Source organism: Brachybacterium zhongshanense (genome assembly GCF_055385755.1).
Genome location: NZ_AP043790.1, coordinates 1,204,986 through 1,219,620, shown reverse-complemented (window position 1 = coordinate 1,219,620; position 14,635 = coordinate 1,204,986). Strand labels below are relative to the sequence as shown.

Here is a 14,635-nt window from a genome sequence, read left to right as displayed (position 1 = left end):
TGTGGACAACCGCCCGCGCGGGAGGAGCAGTCCCCGGAGCAGTCCTCAGACCAGCTCGATGCTCGCCTCCTTGTCGTTGAGCACGATGATCGGGGTGATGACCGGATGTCCCGCCGCATGCACGGCGTCGAGATCGACACTCAGCAGCGGGTCCCCGGCGGTCACCGTGTCGCCGGTGCCGACATGTGCTGTGAAGCCCTGACCGCCCATCTTCACGGTGTCCAGGCCGACATGGATGAGCAGCTCGGTGCCGTCGGACAGCGTGAGGGCCACAGCATGACCGGTGTCGAAGACATGGGTGACAGTGCCGGCGGCCGGAGCCACGACCTCGCCGTCGGACGGCTCGATCGCCACGCCCGGACCCATGATCCCCTCGGCGAAGGTCGCATCCGGCACGGTCGAGAGGTCGACGGGCACGCCGGCGAGGGGCTGGCGCAGGCGCACCAGGTGAGAGGTGCGGGTGGCGACGCCGCCGTCGGGATGGGCCCCGGCCTCGAGGTCCGCGGCCTCATGCGCCTCGACGGGCGTGATCCGCCCGGCCATCAGTGCATCCATCGCATCCTTCACGAACTGGACGGAGGTGCCGTAGACGACCTGGACGGACCTGCCGCCGGGCTTCATGACGCCCGCGGCGCCCGCCCGCCTGAGGGCTGCGTCGTCGACGAGCGACGGGTCGGCGATCTCCATGCGCAGACGGGTCGCGCAGTTCTCGAGGTCGAGGATGTTCTCCTTCCCGCCGAGCGCGGGGATGAAGGCCGAGGCCGCGACCACATGCTTGTCGGCCCCCGCCCCGGAGGCGGCACCGGAGGAGGCGGCGACGCCGCCCTCGAGGCCCTCGTCATCCTCGCGCCCCGGGGTCTTGAGATCGAACCGACGGATGATGAAGCGGAACACGAGGAAGTAGACCACGAACCAGAAGACTCCCATGACGAGGATCCCCCAGGGGTTCTGCGCCATCGGGTTGACCCAGCCGAGCACCAGGTCGATGAAGCCGCCGGAGAAGCCGAAGCCCATGCGCACGGGCAGCAGCGCGCTCACCGCCATCGAGATGCCCGTGAACAGGGCGTGCACGACGTACAGCCCGGGGGCGAGGAACATGAAGGAGAACTCGAGGGGCTCGGTGACGCCCACGAAGAACGACGCGACGGCGCTCGAGAGCAGGACGCCGGCGGCGACCTTGCGCCGGGAGGTCTTCGCGGTCACGTACATCGCGAGCGCCGCACCGGGCAGGCCGAACATCATCACGGGGAAGAATCCGGTCATGTACTGGCCGGTCACTCCATAGGTGCCCGTGTTGTTGAGGAAGTTGCCGAGGTCGTTGATCCCGGCGACGTCGAACCAGAACACCGAGTTCAGGGCGTGGTGCAGGCCCAGCGGGATGAGCAGGCGGTTCAGGAAGCCGTAGATCCCGGCGCCCGCCGGGCCGAGCGTGACGATGAACTCGCCGAAGCTCACCAGGCCCGTGTAGACCAGCGGCCAGACGAAGAAGAGGACCAGCGCGAGCACCAGGGAGATGCCGGCGGTGATGATGGCGACGCAGCGGCGCCCGGAGAAGAAGGAGAGCGCGTCGGGGAGCTTGGTGTCCTTGAAATGGTCGTACGCGTAGGCGCCGATGAGCCCGCACAGGATGTCGACGAACACGTTCTGGAGGTTGTCGAAGGCGGGGTTGACGGCGTCGGCCTCGATGCCCTGGAAGAGGGCGACGTTCGCCGGGTCCAGGAGGGTCGTGACGACGAGCCACGAGACCAGGCCCGCGAGGGCCGAGGTGCCGTCCGGCTTGGTGGCCATGCCGATGGACACGCCGATCGCGAACAGGAGCGCGAGGTTGTCCAGGAGAGCGCCGCCGGCCGTCTGGAAGAAGACGCCGACGATGTTGGCGTCGTTGCCTGTCGCTGTGAGGATCCAGTACCCGATGCCGCTGAGGATCGCGGCGACGGGGAGGACGGCCACGGGCAGCATCAGGGATCTGCCCAGTCACTGGAAGAACTTCATCGTTGCCTCTCGGGGTCTGAGACGATGCGCGGAACGGCCGAGGAGGTCAGACGGCGAGCCCGCCGTCGATCAGGAAGCGGTAGCTGTTCTCGACGTCCGCGAAGACGTCGCCGGGGGCGTTGTCGTACTCGATGACGGCGTACTGCACCGCGGTCGCGGCCTTGAGGGCCTCGACGGTGGGGACGTCGCCGCTGCCCGCGTGGCGCTGATCGAGATCGGCCGAGCTGAAGGCCGGGGCGCCCGGGGCGAAGGGGTTCGAGGCCGGCGCCACGCCGTCCTTGACGTGCACGGCCGCGAGGCGGTCGCCGAGCTCGCGCACGAGGCCGACGACGTCCTGACCGCCCACGAGCGCCCAGAACAGGTCGAGCTCGATCACGACGTCGGGCGAGACCAGGGAGAGGAAGCGCTGGTAGGCGGTCTGTCCGTCGAAGCTCGCGACGAACTCCTGCGCATGGTTGTGGTAGCCGACGGTGAGGCCGTACTCCTTCGCCTTCTCCCCGGCGGCGTTGAGGCGCTCGGCGATGTCCTTCACGCCGTCCTCCGTGAGCCAGCGCTCAGCGGGGACCATCGGGTCGATGACGGTCCTCATGCCGATCTCGGCGGCGGCCTCGAAGACCACGTCCTGGCTCGGGGTGGGGATGGAGCCGTCCGGAGTCCACAGCTCGTCGGAGAGCAGCGGGGCATGGCCGGTCGGCGAGGCGAGGCCGGAGGCGTCGAGCGCCGCGCGGATCTCCTTCGGCCGACGGACGAAGTCGAAGGCCTCGACGTTCTTCAGGCCGATGCCGGCGAGACGGTCGAGGGAGCCGGCCATGTCGGCGGTGAACTCCTCGGCCAGGGTGTAGAGCTGGACGGAGGCGATGGGCAGGGCCATGGGGTGACCTTCTTTCGTGACGTCGTCGTCGCCCGCTCGGGCGCTGGCCCGACGCTAGCATCGAAAACCTTCCGATCGAAGGTTTTCGGGGTAGCCTCTCGGGATGGACAGCGATGCAGCTCCCCCCATCCCGCGCCGCGTGATCGGTCGCGCCGGCTCGTACTCCAAGGGCGTCGCCCGTCGGCAGGAGATCCTCGACCGGGCGATCGAGGTGTTCCGCGAGCGCGGTGCCGACGGGACCTCCCTCCGGCGCATCGCCACCGCCATCGGGGTCTCCCACGCGGCGCTGCTGCACTACTTCGACTCGCGCGAGCAGCTGCTGGTGGCGGTCTACGAGCATGCAGAGCAGCAGCGCGACGCGGACGAGGTGTACACGGACAGCGCCTCCGCGGTCGATGTCATCGTCACTGCCGCGATGATCAACGTCGAGGTGCCGGGCCTCGTCGAGCTGTACACGACGCTCGTGGCGACGGCCCTCGCGGTCGACGGGTCCCCCGCCCACGAGTTCTTCACGGCGCGCTTCTCCCGCGTCCGCGAGGAGCTCACCGAGAAGCTCCGGGCCGGGCAGGAGGCGGGGACGGTCCGCGGCGACGTGGATGCCGCGGACATGGCCGCGCTGCTGGTCGCCGCCTCGGACGGGCTGCAGATCCAGTGGCTGCTGGAGCCGTCGATCGAGCTCCAGCGCACCCTCGAGACGTTCGCGGCGCTGCTGGCGCCGACGACGCCGGGGACGGCGTGAGCGCTACTGCTTGAGGCTGCCGCGGAGGTCGGGGACGTCGGCGAGCAGACGACGGGTGTAGTCGGCCTGCGGGCTGAAGATCACCTCCTCCGTCGTGCCGCGCTCGACGACCCTCCCCCGCTCCATCACGGCGACACGGTCGGCGAGATAGCAGGCCTGACCGATGTCGTGGGTGATGAACAGGATCGTCATCCCCAGCTCCCGCTTGAGGTCGTGCAGCACGTTGAGCACGTTCACCCGGAGGGTCGCGTCGAGCATCGACGTCGCCTCGTCGGCCAGCAGCACGGTCGGGCGCATCATGAGCGCGCGAGCGATCATGACCCGCTGCCGCTGCCCGCCGGAGAGCTGATGGGGGTACTTGTGGAGCGCCTCCTTCGGGGTCAGGCCGACGTAGCCGAGGCACTCCTCGATCAGCGCATCGGCCTCGTCGCGGGAGATCCCGGCGAGCGCGAGGCTGCGCCGCAGCAGCGAGCCGACGGTGAAGAATTGGTTGAAGGAGGCGAAGGGGTCCTGGAAGACGGCCTGCACCTCCGTCCAGTACTGGCGCAGGGCACGGCCGCGCAGGTGCGTGACGTCCTGTCCGCGGAACTCGATGCTGCCGGAGGTGACAGGCATCAGGCGCAGGAGCATGCGGGCGAGGGTGGACTTCCCGGAGCCGGACTCCCCGACGACGGCGAGGGCGCTCGAGGCGGGGAAGTCGAGGCTGATGTCGTCGACGGCGGTGATGCGGTGGCCCGCGACGGAGAACTCCTTGGTGACGCCGCGACAGCCGAGGACGATCTCGCCTTCGGCGAGGGACCTGCTGAGCATGGGGTTCATGGCCCTCATGCCTCCTTCGTCTGTCGGGTGAGTCCGCGGGCGCGGGTCTCGCGGGTGGGGTCCAGGACGCTCGACAGGAGGGTTCTGGTGTAGGGGTGGCGGGGCTCCTCCACGAGCCGGCGGGTGGGTCCGTGCTCGACGATCTCGCCGGCGCTCATGATGGCGAGGCGATCGGAGACCTGCGAGAGGACGGGCAGGTCGTGGGTCACGAAGATGACGCCGGACATGATGTCCTGCTCGACCATCGCCAGGAGCATCTCCACGAGCATGCGCTGGCTGGAGACGTCGAGGGCCGAAGTGGGCTCGTCGGCGATCAGCAGGCGCGGGTTCTGGAGGGTGGAGATGACGGCGATCATGCGCTGCTTCATGCCGCCGGAGAGCTGGTGGGCGTAGGAGTGCAGGGCGCGGACGGGCATCTCGAGCATCGTCAGCCGGTCCCGGGCGAGGTCGAGGGCCTCGTCCTTGGTGATCTTCGGGTCGTGGGCGCGCAGGACGTCGACGACGAGGCTGGAGATGCGCAGGGTGGGGCTGATGGAGTTCATCGCGCCCTGCGGGAGCATAGAGACGACGCCGCCGCGGTAGGGCCGATGGCGCTTGGCGTCCTTCGCGGAGAGGGTGGCGAGGTCGATGGTGCGCCCGTCGATCTCCAGGGTTCCGGAGAGGACGTACAGGGGCGGCAGGGCGATCATGGCCAGAGCACTGCCGAGGGTGGTCTTCCCGCAGCCGGACTCCCCGGCCAGGCCGAGGATCTCGCCCTCGCCGAGCTCGAGGGAGACGCCGTCGACGGCGGTGAAGTCCTCGGCGCCGCCTCCGTAGACGCAGCGGATGTCCCGGGCGCGGGCGAGGATCGGCCGCGTCGTCTCGTCGGGCTGGTCGTTCATGCGGCCTCCCCCTGCTCCTCGATCTCCGCGGCGAGGCGGCGGGCCTCCTCGGCGCGACGGGCCTCGGCCTGTCGGATCTGCTTGCGGCGTCCGCGCCGCAGGCGCGGGTTGAACACCTCGTCGAGGCTCGCCTGCAGCAGCAGGAAGCCGAAGGAGACGAGGGTGAGCACGATCGTCGGCGGGAGGAACGCCCACCAGGCGCCGGATGCGACGGCCTGGAAGGCGAGCGCCCAGTGCAGCTGGGTGCCCAGCGAGTCCGTGCCGGAGGGGCCGAGGCCCAGCATCGACAGGGCGGACTCGGCGAGGATCGCTCCGGAGACCTGCAGGACGAAGGCCATCACTGTGTACGACAGGATGTACGGCAGGACGTCGCGCAGGAGGATCCCCGGGAGCCGGACGCCGGAGAGGCGCGCGATGTCGATGTGCTCGCGGGTCGCGACGGAGGACGCCTGGGCGCGCACGGCGCGGGCGGTCCAGGGCCAGGAGGTGATGCCGATGACGACGGCGAGGGACCAGATGCTCGAGTCGGGCAGCGAGATCGAGATGAGGATCAGGACGATGATCGACGGGATCGCGAGGACCACGTTGGTGACGCCCATCAGGAGCTCCTCGACCCAGCCTCCGACGTAGCCGGCCATCAGGCCGATGACGACCCCGATGGAGGTGGCGATGCTCCCGGCGACGAGTCCGATGATGAGGGAGGTGCGGGTTCCGGCCATGAGCACGGCGAGCACGTCATGGCCGAAGTTGTCGGTCCCGAGGAGGAGCCCGCCTCCGGGCGGGTCGTAGAGGGAGCCGACCTTCTCTCCGGGGCCCGTGGGGTAGACGATGCCGGCCAGGCCCAGCAGCACCACGAGGATGATGAGGGCGAGCGCGATCCAGAAGCGGGTGGAGACGTTGACGGTGCGCAGGAAGCTCGTGCGCACGGTGGTGTCGGTGACGGGGGCGTTGGGGGTGGCCATCACTTCTCCCCTGCCTTCGCGGCGCGGATGCGCGGATCGATGATGCCGTAGGCGATCTCCACCAGGAAGTTCGCGACGAGGACCGCGACGGTGATGATCAGGGTGATCGCCTGGATGACCGGGTAGTCGTTCTGGGAGATCGCGTTGAACAGCAGGGTGCCCACCCCCGGGTAGTTGAAGACCAGCTCGGTGATCAGGGCGCCGCCGACCAGGGTGCCGATGGACAGGGCCAGGCCCGTCACCTGGGGGAGCATGGCGTTGCGGAAGATGTACTGGGTGATGCGGTTGTCGCCGATGCCCATGGCGCGGGCGTAGCCGACGTAGTCGCCGCCGAGCTCGTAGATCGCCATCGAGCGCATGCCCACGGCCTGGCCGCCGATGAAGACGACCACGAGCGAGAGGAACGGCAGCCAGAAGTAGCTCAGCGCGTCCCAGAGGAACGGGATGCTCAGCTCGGGAGTGAGGCCGAGGGAGTAGGCCCCTCCGGTCGGGAAGATCCCGGCGACGACGGCGAAGATGTAGAGCAGCAGGATCGAGAGGCAGTAGTACGGCATCGCGGAGACGAACAGCGAGGTGGTGAAGACGCTGCGGTCCCAGTTCCCGCCGCGGAAGGCGGCGATCGCGCCGATCAGGTTGCCGATGATCCAGCCGATGAGCACCGCCGGCAGCTGGACGGCGATGGACCAGGGCAGGGCCTGGCCGACGAGGTCGTTCACGGAGGCCGGGTAGTTGGCGAAGGAGGTGCCGAGGTCTCCGGTGAAGACCTTGCCCAGGTAGGTGAGGAACTGCTCCCACAGGGGCCTGTCCAGCCCGAACTCGGCGACGAAGCCTTCGTAGATCTGCCTCTGCTGCTCGCCGGTGGCGTTGGAGCCGCGGGCGAGGTTGGAGACGATGACGTCGACGGGGTTGCCCGGGACGAGCCGGGGCAGCAGGAAGTTCAGGCCCACCGCTGCCACCAGCGCGACCAGGTACCACACCGTCTTGCGGGCGATGTAGCGGCCGAGGTTCATGGAGGGCTCAGCCTTCGATCTTCTTCAGCCTGAAGATCCATTCGTTGCCGGCGCCGCGGAACATGGGCGGCGCGTAGTCGTTCTCCTCGGTCGGGAAGTTCGACCAGTTGGTCGCGTTGAACTCGAAGAACTCGTCGGGCCGGTACATGAGCGGGAACGCCGGGACCTCCTGGCGGTAGAGGTCGTCGAGCGCCTGCAGGGCGGCCTTCTTCGACTCGTCGTCGGCCGCGGAGGAGGCCGCTTCGAGCAGGTCGTCGACCTGGTCGTTCTCCCAGCGCCCGAAGTTGCGGTAGGCGGTGGCGCCGAGGCCGGCCATGTCGACGTTGCTCATGACGTCGCTGAAGCGCAGCCAGGGGGTCGACGGGCCGATCCCGGCGACGTACCAGCAGGCCATGTCGAAGTCGCCGTTCTGTATGGAGGTCGTGGTCTGCGCCTGCTGAGGGAAGTTCGTGGAGGCGTCCACGCCGATCGCCTGGAGGTTGTCGGCGACGATCTCGAGCGCAGCGTTCCAGTCGGTCCAGCCCTGCGGGGTGATCAGCGTGAAGGGGCCGAGCTTCTCGCCGTCCTTCGCGTAGTACCCGTCGGATCCCTTCTCGTAGCCGGCCCCCTGCAGGAGGGACTCGGCCTGATCGGGGTCGTAGGTCCAGCCGTCGGCCTCGGCGGCGTCCTTGTCCATCCACTGGTCCTCGGCGCCGTCGGGGATGATCAGTGAGGAGAGCACCTGGGCGCTGTAGCCCGACATGGCGGTCTCTGCGATGGACGCGTAGTCGACGGCGAAGGCGAGGGCCCTGCGCACGGCGGCGTCGTCGAGGCCCGGCTTGGTGGTGTTGATGAGGAGCATGGGCATCGAGCCGGGGACGAAGTAGGGCTCCTCCTGGAGGTAGGTGCCGACCGGCTTGCCCGACTCCCACATCTTGGAGATCTGAGGGATGAACTGCTGCATGACGTCCAGCTCGCCGTTCTGGAACTTCAGGTTGCCGTCCTCGTTGGACTTGAAGATCGGATGGATGATCTTCGTCATCGGCGGGAGGCCCTCGTAGAAGTCCTGGCCCCAGTAGTCGTCGTAACGGGCGAGGATGATCTGCGTCTGGTCGGAGCTCTCGAGGGTGAAGGGTCCGGTGCCGATCGCCTCGGTCGTCTCCCAGGACGCGATCTTGTTCCCGGTCTCCTCCGCGACCGGCTCGAAGACGGACTTGGGGACGATGAACTGGGTGGCGAGGGAGTTCAGGACGGCGTCGACGTTCTTGCGCTCGGTGTTCACGGCGATGGAGATGGTGGAGCCGTCGGCGGTCATCTCGTCGACCTCGGTCCAGAAGGCGGCGACGCCGAGGGTCGGGTCGATCCTGCCGAGCTCGAAGGTGTAGAGCACGTCGTCGGCGGTGAACTCGCTGCCGTCATGCCAGGTGATCCCGTCCTGGAGGGTGAGGCTGATGGACTCGTTGCCATCGACCTCGAAGCTCGCGGCGAGGCCCGGCAGCAGCTCGCCGGAGATGAGGTGGAAGCGCAGGAGGGTCTCGTAGACGTACTGGGCGACGTTCGCGGAGGCCGGCCAGGCGGGGGCGCCCGCGAAGGTGTTGAAGTTCGTGGGCGGGCTCCACTGGAATCCGGCGATGAACAGCTGGTCGGCGGAGTCACCGCTGCGGCCGGAGCCGGCCTGGCCGTTGTTGCCGACGCCGGCGAGCTCTCCGGTCCCGGCGCTGGTCCCACCGCCGCCTCCGGTGGCGCCGCCGCAGGCGGCGAGGGCGGCTGTCCCGCCGACGGCACCGGCCCCGGCGAGGAACGTGCGGCGGGAGGCTCCGATGGAGGGACGACGTGATGCGGATGCAGTCATGGCGCGATGCCTTCCTGTGGTGGGGTCCTCGTTGACCCGTGGCACAGATTGAAGACCTCCGCGCCAGAAACCTCCAGTGGTAGGCGCAACGGACTCATAACGATTGTGAACCGGGGACTGGTGCACGTGTAGGTGTCACATCATCTGTGGCGCTGGACAGCGTTGCAGGGAAGGATGTGCATCATGCCTGCTCCCTATCCCCAGGAGTTCCGTGACGACGTCGTGCGCGTCGCGAGGAACCGTGAACCTGGCCAGAAGCTCTCTCAGATCGCGCGGGACTTCGGGATCTCCGAGTCGTGCCTGACGAACTGGATGCGCCAGGCCGACATCGAGGACGGCAATCGCCCCGGCAAGACCCGGGAAGAGTCGAGCGAACTGCGCGACCTTCGTCGCCGGAACCGGCTGCTCGAGCAGGAGAACGAGGTCCTCCGCCGCGCCGCCGCCTACCTCTCCCAGGCGAACCTGCCGGGAAAAGGACGCTTCTATGCCTCCGTGTCAAGCCATCCGAGTCCGAAGTTCTCGGAACAGAGACCTGCAGACGTATCGCTTGAGGCACCGTCGAATCTCGCGCTTGGAGAGTCCTTCGGCACGCCGGCGCTCAACGTATTCGCAGGTGGCGGGGTCGTAGCTCATCCGCGTGCGGACGACGACATCGACGGCACGGTTGAGTTGCCGGTCGCCCGAGCGGGAGAGCCGGTGTCGACTGGTGTTGCCCGAGGAGGCCGGCAACGGAGCTATGCCGCCGAGCGCGGCGAAAGCCGCTTCAGAGCGCACCCGCCCGTGATGTGAGTACGAGGCCACCAGAATCGCTCCTGTGACCGCGCCGACCCCCGGAATGTTCTGGAGGCCCGGGGCAAGAGCCTCGGCCAGCACGGACAGCGCCTGGTGATTCTGCTGAAGTGACCTGGTCTGCTCGATGATCAACTTGGCCAGCCTTCTTCCCTCTTCCCGGAAGACTCGTTGCGATGGCTGATCTCGCCCGGTCCGCCAGGCCGCGATGGTGGCGATCTGCGCATCTGTGAGCGGTTTTCGCGCATCGATTCCGACGTCGGTGGTGCGCAGGAGTGCTGTGAGCGCGTTCTTGTTGGCCGTGCGCTGCTGATCAATTAGTGACCGGCTCGCCAGCAGCACGCGGAGCGCCGCGCGGTCACCAGAGCGACGTGGCTGAGCAAGTTTCTCGGCGTCCGTGGAAAGCGCAGTTCGAGCGGCTGCTTCTGCATCCAGCGGGTCCGACTTGCCTGTTCGTGCTCGGGAACGCCGGTAGAGAGCTCGGATCTCGGCCACCTCGATCCCCTCGGTCAGAAGGGCGGTGGTGATGCCGGCACCATACGAGGAAGTACCCTCCACGGCAGCGAGCATCGGCGTCCCGTGAGTCCTTCGTCGAATCCAGGAGACTGCACGCTGCATCCCTGGAGCAGTAGTCGGGAACGATTTAGTATCAACCACCGCTCCCGTCCGAGATTCGATGATGCAATACGTGTGAGTACGCGCGTGGGTATCGATCCCCACGACGTGCTCGTAGCGTTCAGTAACGGTGGCCATGGTGAGCCCCTCCAGTCGTCAGCACTTCAGCGGGCTGGCCCGGGTCGCTCAGAGTCACATCTGTAATGAGTCACGCCCCTGGGGACGGACAGGCTTCTGATCAAGGCATCTGCGCGGAGAGACCGAGCCGAAGCCCAACCGAGGACACGTCCTTTTGAAGACATCGTGAAATCTCCACGAGTCGGTTCTACCCGGAGTCACTCGGCCGAGCTACGGCTCAGCATCCCAGCCGGCCGCAGGCCCGCCAGAGGCCATTACAGCTCTACCCGCTCGTGAGCGAGCTCGCCGCCGACGGGATCCCCGTCGCGGTGTCCCTGCGGGTCCTGAAGCTCTCCCGCCAGCCCTACTACCGCTGGCGGAAACAGCAGGTCACCGAGGCCGAACTGGTCGAGGCCCACCGGGCCAACGCCCTGTTCGACGCGCACCGCGACGATGACACCTTCGGCTATCGACTGCTGGCGGACGAGGCTGCGGTCGCCGGGGAGGTGATGTGTCGGCGAACCGCGTGGCGGATCTGCCGGGACAACCAGTGGTTCTCCGCCTTCGGGAAGAAGCAGGGCAGGAACGGCAAGCGCCCCGGCCCGCCCGTCCACGATGATCTCGTCCAGCGCGACTTCTCCGCTGACGATGTCAACGAGCTGTGGCTGACAGATATCACGGAGCACCCGACCGACGAGAGCAAGCTCTACCTCTGCGCGGTCAAGGACGTCTTCTCGGGTCGGATCGTGGGCTACTCCATGGACTCCAGGATGAAGTCTCGACTTGCGGTGAACGCCCTGGACAACGCGGTGATCCGCCGCGGCGACACGGCCGGCTGTATCGTCCATTCGGATCGTGGGTCGCAGTTTCGATCAAGGAAGTTCGTGCGTGCTCTGCACCGCCACCACCTGATCGGATCGATGGGGCAAGTCGGCGCTGCCGGCGACAACGCCGCGAAGGAGTCCTTCTTCGCGCTGCTGCAGAAGAACGTCCTGAACCGCAAACGGTGGCGCACTCGCGAGGAGCTCCGGATCGCGATCACCACCTGGATCGAACAAACCTACCACCGCCGCCGCCGGCAGGACAGCCTGGGCCGGTTGACCCCCATCGAGTACGAGACCATCATGAACCCGACCGTCAGCCTGGCGGCCTAACCCCAGCTGTCACCTATCGCTGCACCAGTCCCGTTCGTGTCTCCCGCGCCCGCTCCAACGGCACCGCCTTCGTCGGCACGCGACGCATCCCCGCAGGGGACTGACTAAGCTTCGGTGCGGTCGTTGACGAGTACAACCTCCGAGGAGCCAGGGCGAAGTCGGCCAAGCACAGTGACCCCGCGGCACGACCACCTGAAGAAACCCATCGATACCACAAGGCCGCCACCCCAGGGAGGACTAAACATGATCCGAGAGCATTTCAAACGTCTCGCCAGTATGGCTGTTCTTGGCGCCTCTCTCGCAACTCTCTCTTCCTGCTCGTCGACCGACTCGACGCAGCCGGAAGGCGATATATCATTCATTGAAGAAAACTGGGAGATAGAAGCCCCCGAGAGTGCCGAAACTGTAGAATACTACAGCACGGACTCCGACTTTCAGGGCGGGAGAGAAGATGTCTACGTGATATCGATGGCGGAGTCTGATCGATCTGGCTACTGGGATGAATCGGAATACACGTTCACTTCTTCCGAAGGGGTGCGCGGAGAAACTTCTCCAGAATCAATCGCCGAGAATTCTGAGGCGGACCTCGATGGAGAGCTGTTTGAGTCAATCAGGTGCCGAGGTCCCGAAGAGCGCGACCAGAACTATCTAATTTCCTGCTTCAATCCCGTGGACGGTAACTTCTACATATTCGAAGAGATCTTCTGACGCGGGAGAGGTGGGCCCAGAGTCGGGCCCACCTCCTCGGTTGGCTACACGGTGATCTTCAGCGTGCACTTCTTCACCACTCCCTTCTTCTGCGCGAGAGCCATCGTGGCCACGGCTTTACCCTGAATGCCCTGGTACTTCTCGGTTGCGAAGTCATACACGTCTGTCACGGTGACCTTGGGGTTCTTCACCCCGGTCTTCGAGAAGTTGAACTTGTGGATGGCATAGTAGAGATCGGCCGGATATGACCCACCACTCGTCTTCTTGAAAGCCGATGAGCCGGCCAGGGGTGCGCCCTTCTTGATCTTCGAGATCACAGGACTGTTACTAGCGCGAGTTCCGAACTTTGGAACATAGAGGGCGCCGCTCTTTTTGGTCGAGCGGATCAGGAGCTCAGCTGCCAGCTTGTAGTTGAGGGCAGTGAACGAGGCTGCGATCGATGCCACGGCGGCCCGAAGGAGGTCTTCCTCGGAAACCTTCCTACGCTGAACCTGAACGCCTGTACTGAACGTCTCCCCGGTCTCCTCCTCGAGGAGCGCTAGCTGCTCGCTCACAGAGGTTCCCTGCGCCGCCAGATCGCTGTCGATCTCCGCAATCAAGTCACGAGCGTCCTGCAGTTCACTGGCTCTTCACAGATGAGGGTGTAGCGGTCGGTGGTGGTGTGGGCGCGTCGGTCCGGGGATAGACGTCGAGGTCTCCCGAAGATGGAAGTTCCTACGCTCACCATCTGGAAGACCTCGACGTGCCCAACGCTACCTTCACCGCGCCCGATCTCGATACCTTCTGCCAGCTCGACCGGCTGGGCCTGACCGCCACCGGGCAGCGGATCGAGCCGCACCGATCGGTGCTGGAGTGTCGCGTGCTCGACCCGGACAACTGGTGCCACCAGTGCGGTCAGCAGGGCGTCTCCCGTGGAACTGTCATCCGTCGCCTCGCCCACGTCCCGTTGGGCTGGAGGCCCACGATGTTGCAGGTCAGGGTGCGCCGCTACCGGTGCCCGGACTGCCGTAGCGTGTGGCGTCAGGACACCTCGACCGCGGCCGAGCCCCGCGCTGTCCTCTCCCGGCACGCCGCGCTGTGGGCGCTCAAGGGCGTGGTGATCGATCGCTTGTCCGTCGCCCGGATCGCCGCCGGGCTCGCAGTCGCCTGGAACACCGCCAACGATGCGATTCTGGCCACCGGCCAGCAGCTGCTGATCAACGATCCCACCCGCCTCGACGGGGTCCGCGTCATCGGCGTGGACGAGCACGTGTGGTCCCACACCCGTCGGGGCAGCAAGTACGTCACCGTCATCATCGACCTGACTCCGATCCGCGACGGCACCGGCCCCTCCAGGCTCCTGGACATGGTCCCGGGACGCTCGAAGAAAGTGTTCAAGACCTGGCTCGACGGCCAGACCGCCCAGTTCCGTGACGGAGTCGAGATCGTCGCGATGGACGGGTTCTCCGGCTACAAGACCGCCACCGCCGAGGAGCTGCCCGAGGCGACATCGGTGATGGACCCGTTCCACGTCGTCGCCCTGGCCGGCGAGAAGATCGATCAGTGCCGCCAACGCGTCCAACAGGCCACCCTCGGCCATCGGGGCAGGTCCGGGGACCCGCTCTACGGGATCCGCCGCGTGCTGCACACCGGCGCGGACCTGCTCACCGACAAGCAGATCACCCGCCTGAAGGCCGTGTTCGCCAGTGATGAGCACGCCGAGGTCGAAGCGACCTGGGGTATCTACCAGCGCATCGTCGCCGCCTACCGCAATCCAGACCGCGCCGCGGGGAAGAAAGCATTGCAGGCGGTGATCGACGACCTCACCGAGGGGGTGCCCAAGCAGCTCACCGAGCTGATTACCCTCGGCCGGACCCTGAAACGGCGGGCCCTGGACGTGCTGGCCTACTTCGACCACCCCGGCACCAGCAACGGCCCCACCGAGGCGATCAACGGCCGACTCGAACACCTCCGCGGCACCGCTCTGGGCTTCCGCAACCTTGCCCACTACGTCATCCGCGCCCTACTGGACACCGGAGGATTCAGAACCGAACTACACCGTCATCTGTGAAGAGCCAGTTCACTCTCGCTAACCTCGCCCCCGTTACCTTCTGCAAAAGCCGCCGGCGCAGCCCCGAGAACCGACAAGCCCGTAAGAGCGACCAACG

General features: G+C 66.8%; 12 protein-coding genes and 2 pseudogenes. 5 read left to right on the top strand and 9 right to left on the bottom strand.

From position 1 onward, the window contains the following. Positions 1 to 45: 45 nt before the first annotated feature. Entirely contained in the window at positions 46 to 1,959 is a 1,914-nt protein-coding gene (gene nagE, locus ACZ5AJ_RS05560; RefSeq protein ID WP_464137836.1) for an N-acetylglucosamine-specific PTS transporter subunit IIBC, read from the bottom strand. A gap of 79 nt (positions 1,960 to 2,038) precedes the next feature. Further along, positions 2,039 to 2,863, bottom strand: a complete 825-nt coding sequence (locus ACZ5AJ_RS05555) for a sugar phosphate isomerase/epimerase family protein (protein WP_464137834.1) — start codon at positions 2,861 to 2,863, stop codon at positions 2,039 to 2,041. Positions 2,864 to 2,966: 103 nt separating this feature from the next. Between ACZ5AJ_RS05555 and ACZ5AJ_RS05550 the strand changes: the two genes are divergently transcribed. Then, a complete protein-coding gene (locus tag ACZ5AJ_RS05550; RefSeq protein ID WP_464137833.1) occupies positions 2,967 to 3,602 on the top strand; it encodes a TetR/AcrR family transcriptional regulator in 636 nt (211 codons plus the stop codon). A gap of 3 nt (positions 3,603 to 3,605) precedes the next feature. Here the strand turns inward: ACZ5AJ_RS05550 and ACZ5AJ_RS05545 are convergent, their stop codons facing one another. The 5 genes from ACZ5AJ_RS05545 to ACZ5AJ_RS05525 are packed head-to-tail and all read right to left on the bottom strand — an operon-like array spanning position 3,606 to position 9,105. Continuing rightward, positions 3,606 to 4,421, bottom strand: coding sequence for an ABC transporter ATP-binding protein (locus ACZ5AJ_RS05545; protein WP_464137831.1), 816 nt, complete (start codon positions 4,419 to 4,421; stop codon positions 3,606 to 3,608). Positions 4,422 to 4,426: 5 nt separating this feature from the next. Continuing rightward, on the bottom strand, positions 4,427 to 5,302 hold the full coding sequence (locus ACZ5AJ_RS05540; protein ID WP_464137828.1) for an ATP-binding cassette domain-containing protein: 876 nt from the start codon (positions 5,300 to 5,302) through the stop codon (positions 4,427 to 4,429). Continuing rightward, positions 5,299 to 6,264: an ABC transporter permease gene (locus ACZ5AJ_RS05535; protein WP_464137826.1), complete on the bottom strand. Its 966-nt coding sequence runs from the start codon at positions 6,262 to 6,264 to the stop codon at positions 5,299 to 5,301. The genes ACZ5AJ_RS05540 and ACZ5AJ_RS05535 overlap by 4 nt, the downstream gene beginning before the upstream one ends. Further along, a complete protein-coding gene (locus ACZ5AJ_RS05530; protein WP_464137823.1) occupies positions 6,264 to 7,274 on the bottom strand; it encodes an ABC transporter permease in 1,011 nt (336 codons plus the stop codon). The genes ACZ5AJ_RS05535 and ACZ5AJ_RS05530 overlap by 1 nt, the downstream gene beginning before the upstream one ends. 7 nt (positions 7,275 to 7,281) lie before the next feature. Next, complete coding sequence (locus tag ACZ5AJ_RS05525) at positions 7,282 to 9,105, bottom strand: ABC transporter substrate-binding protein (protein WP_464137820.1); 1,824 nt, start codon at positions 9,103 to 9,105, stop codon at positions 7,282 to 7,284. A 174-nt stretch (positions 9,106 to 9,279) separates the two neighbouring features. Between ACZ5AJ_RS05525 and ACZ5AJ_RS05520 the strand changes: the two are divergent. After that, positions 9,280 to 9,465: pseudogene (locus ACZ5AJ_RS05520) on the top strand (transposase); the annotation flags it as partial. 135 nt (positions 9,466 to 9,600) lie between these two features. Here ACZ5AJ_RS05520 and ACZ5AJ_RS05515 read toward each other — a convergent pair. Continuing rightward, the gene (locus ACZ5AJ_RS05515; RefSeq protein ID WP_464137818.1) at positions 9,601 to 10,647 is read right to left on the bottom strand and encodes an IS110 family RNA-guided transposase; all 1,047 of its coding nucleotides are present in this window, start codon (positions 10,645 to 10,647) and stop codon (positions 9,601 to 9,603) included. A 251-nt stretch (positions 10,648 to 10,898) separates the two neighbouring features. Between ACZ5AJ_RS05515 and ACZ5AJ_RS05510 the strand changes: the two are divergent. Beyond that, positions 10,899 to 11,780, top strand: a pseudogene (locus ACZ5AJ_RS05510) (IS3 family transposase); the annotation flags it as partial. 243 nt (positions 11,781 to 12,023) lie between these two features. After that, positions 12,024 to 12,488, top strand: coding sequence for a hypothetical protein (locus ACZ5AJ_RS05505; protein ID WP_464137814.1), 465 nt, complete (start codon positions 12,024 to 12,026; stop codon positions 12,486 to 12,488). Between the two features lie 44 nt (positions 12,489 to 12,532). On the opposite strand, the gene ACZ5AJ_RS05500 is transcribed toward ACZ5AJ_RS05505, so the two are convergent. Continuing rightward, entirely contained in the window at positions 12,533 to 13,087 is a 555-nt protein-coding gene (locus ACZ5AJ_RS05500; protein WP_464137813.1) for a hypothetical protein, read from the bottom strand. A gap of 143 nt (positions 13,088 to 13,230) precedes the next feature. On the opposite strand from ACZ5AJ_RS05500, the gene ACZ5AJ_RS05495 reads away from it, so the two are divergent. Further along, positions 13,231 to 14,538 (top strand): ISL3 family transposase, encoded by a 1,308-nt coding sequence (locus ACZ5AJ_RS05495; RefSeq protein ID WP_464136081.1) that lies wholly within the window; start codon positions 13,231 to 13,233, stop codon positions 14,536 to 14,538. Positions 14,539 to 14,635 lie beyond the last annotated feature (97 nt).

Bases quoted from the DNA above. Each gene is read 5' to 3' on its own strand.
- nagE (WP_464137836.1), bottom strand. From the start codon at position 1,959: ATGCTGCCCGTGGCCGTCCTCCCCGTCGCCGCGATCCTCAGCGGCATC.
- ACZ5AJ_RS05555 (WP_464137834.1), bottom strand. From the start codon at position 2,863: ATGGCCCTGCCCATCGCCTCCGTCCAGCTCTACACCCTGGCCGAGGAG.
- ACZ5AJ_RS05550 (WP_464137833.1), top strand. From the start codon at position 2,967: ATGGACAGCGATGCAGCTCCCCCCATCCCGCGCCGCGTGATCGGTCGC.
- ACZ5AJ_RS05545 (WP_464137831.1), bottom strand. From the start codon at position 4,421: ATGAACCCCATGCTCAGCAGGTCCCTCGCCGAAGGCGAGATCGTCCTC.
- ACZ5AJ_RS05540 (WP_464137828.1), bottom strand. From the start codon at position 5,302: ATGAACGACCAGCCCGACGAGACGACGCGGCCGATCCTCGCCCGCGCC.
- ACZ5AJ_RS05535 (WP_464137826.1), bottom strand. From the start codon at position 6,264: ATGGCCACCCCCAACGCCCCCGTCACCGACACCACCGTGCGCACGAGC.
- ACZ5AJ_RS05530 (WP_464137823.1), bottom strand. From the start codon at position 7,274: ATGAACCTCGGCCGCTACATCGCCCGCAAGACGGTGTGGTACCTGGTC.
- ACZ5AJ_RS05525 (WP_464137820.1), bottom strand. From the start codon at position 9,105: ATGACTGCATCCGCATCACGTCGTCCCTCCATCGGAGCCTCCCGCCGC.
- ACZ5AJ_RS05515 (WP_464137818.1), bottom strand. From the start codon at position 10,647: ATGGCCACCGTTACTGAACGCTACGAGCACGTCGTGGGGATCGATACC.
- ACZ5AJ_RS05505 (WP_464137814.1), top strand. From the start codon at position 12,024: ATGATCCGAGAGCATTTCAAACGTCTCGCCAGTATGGCTGTTCTTGGC.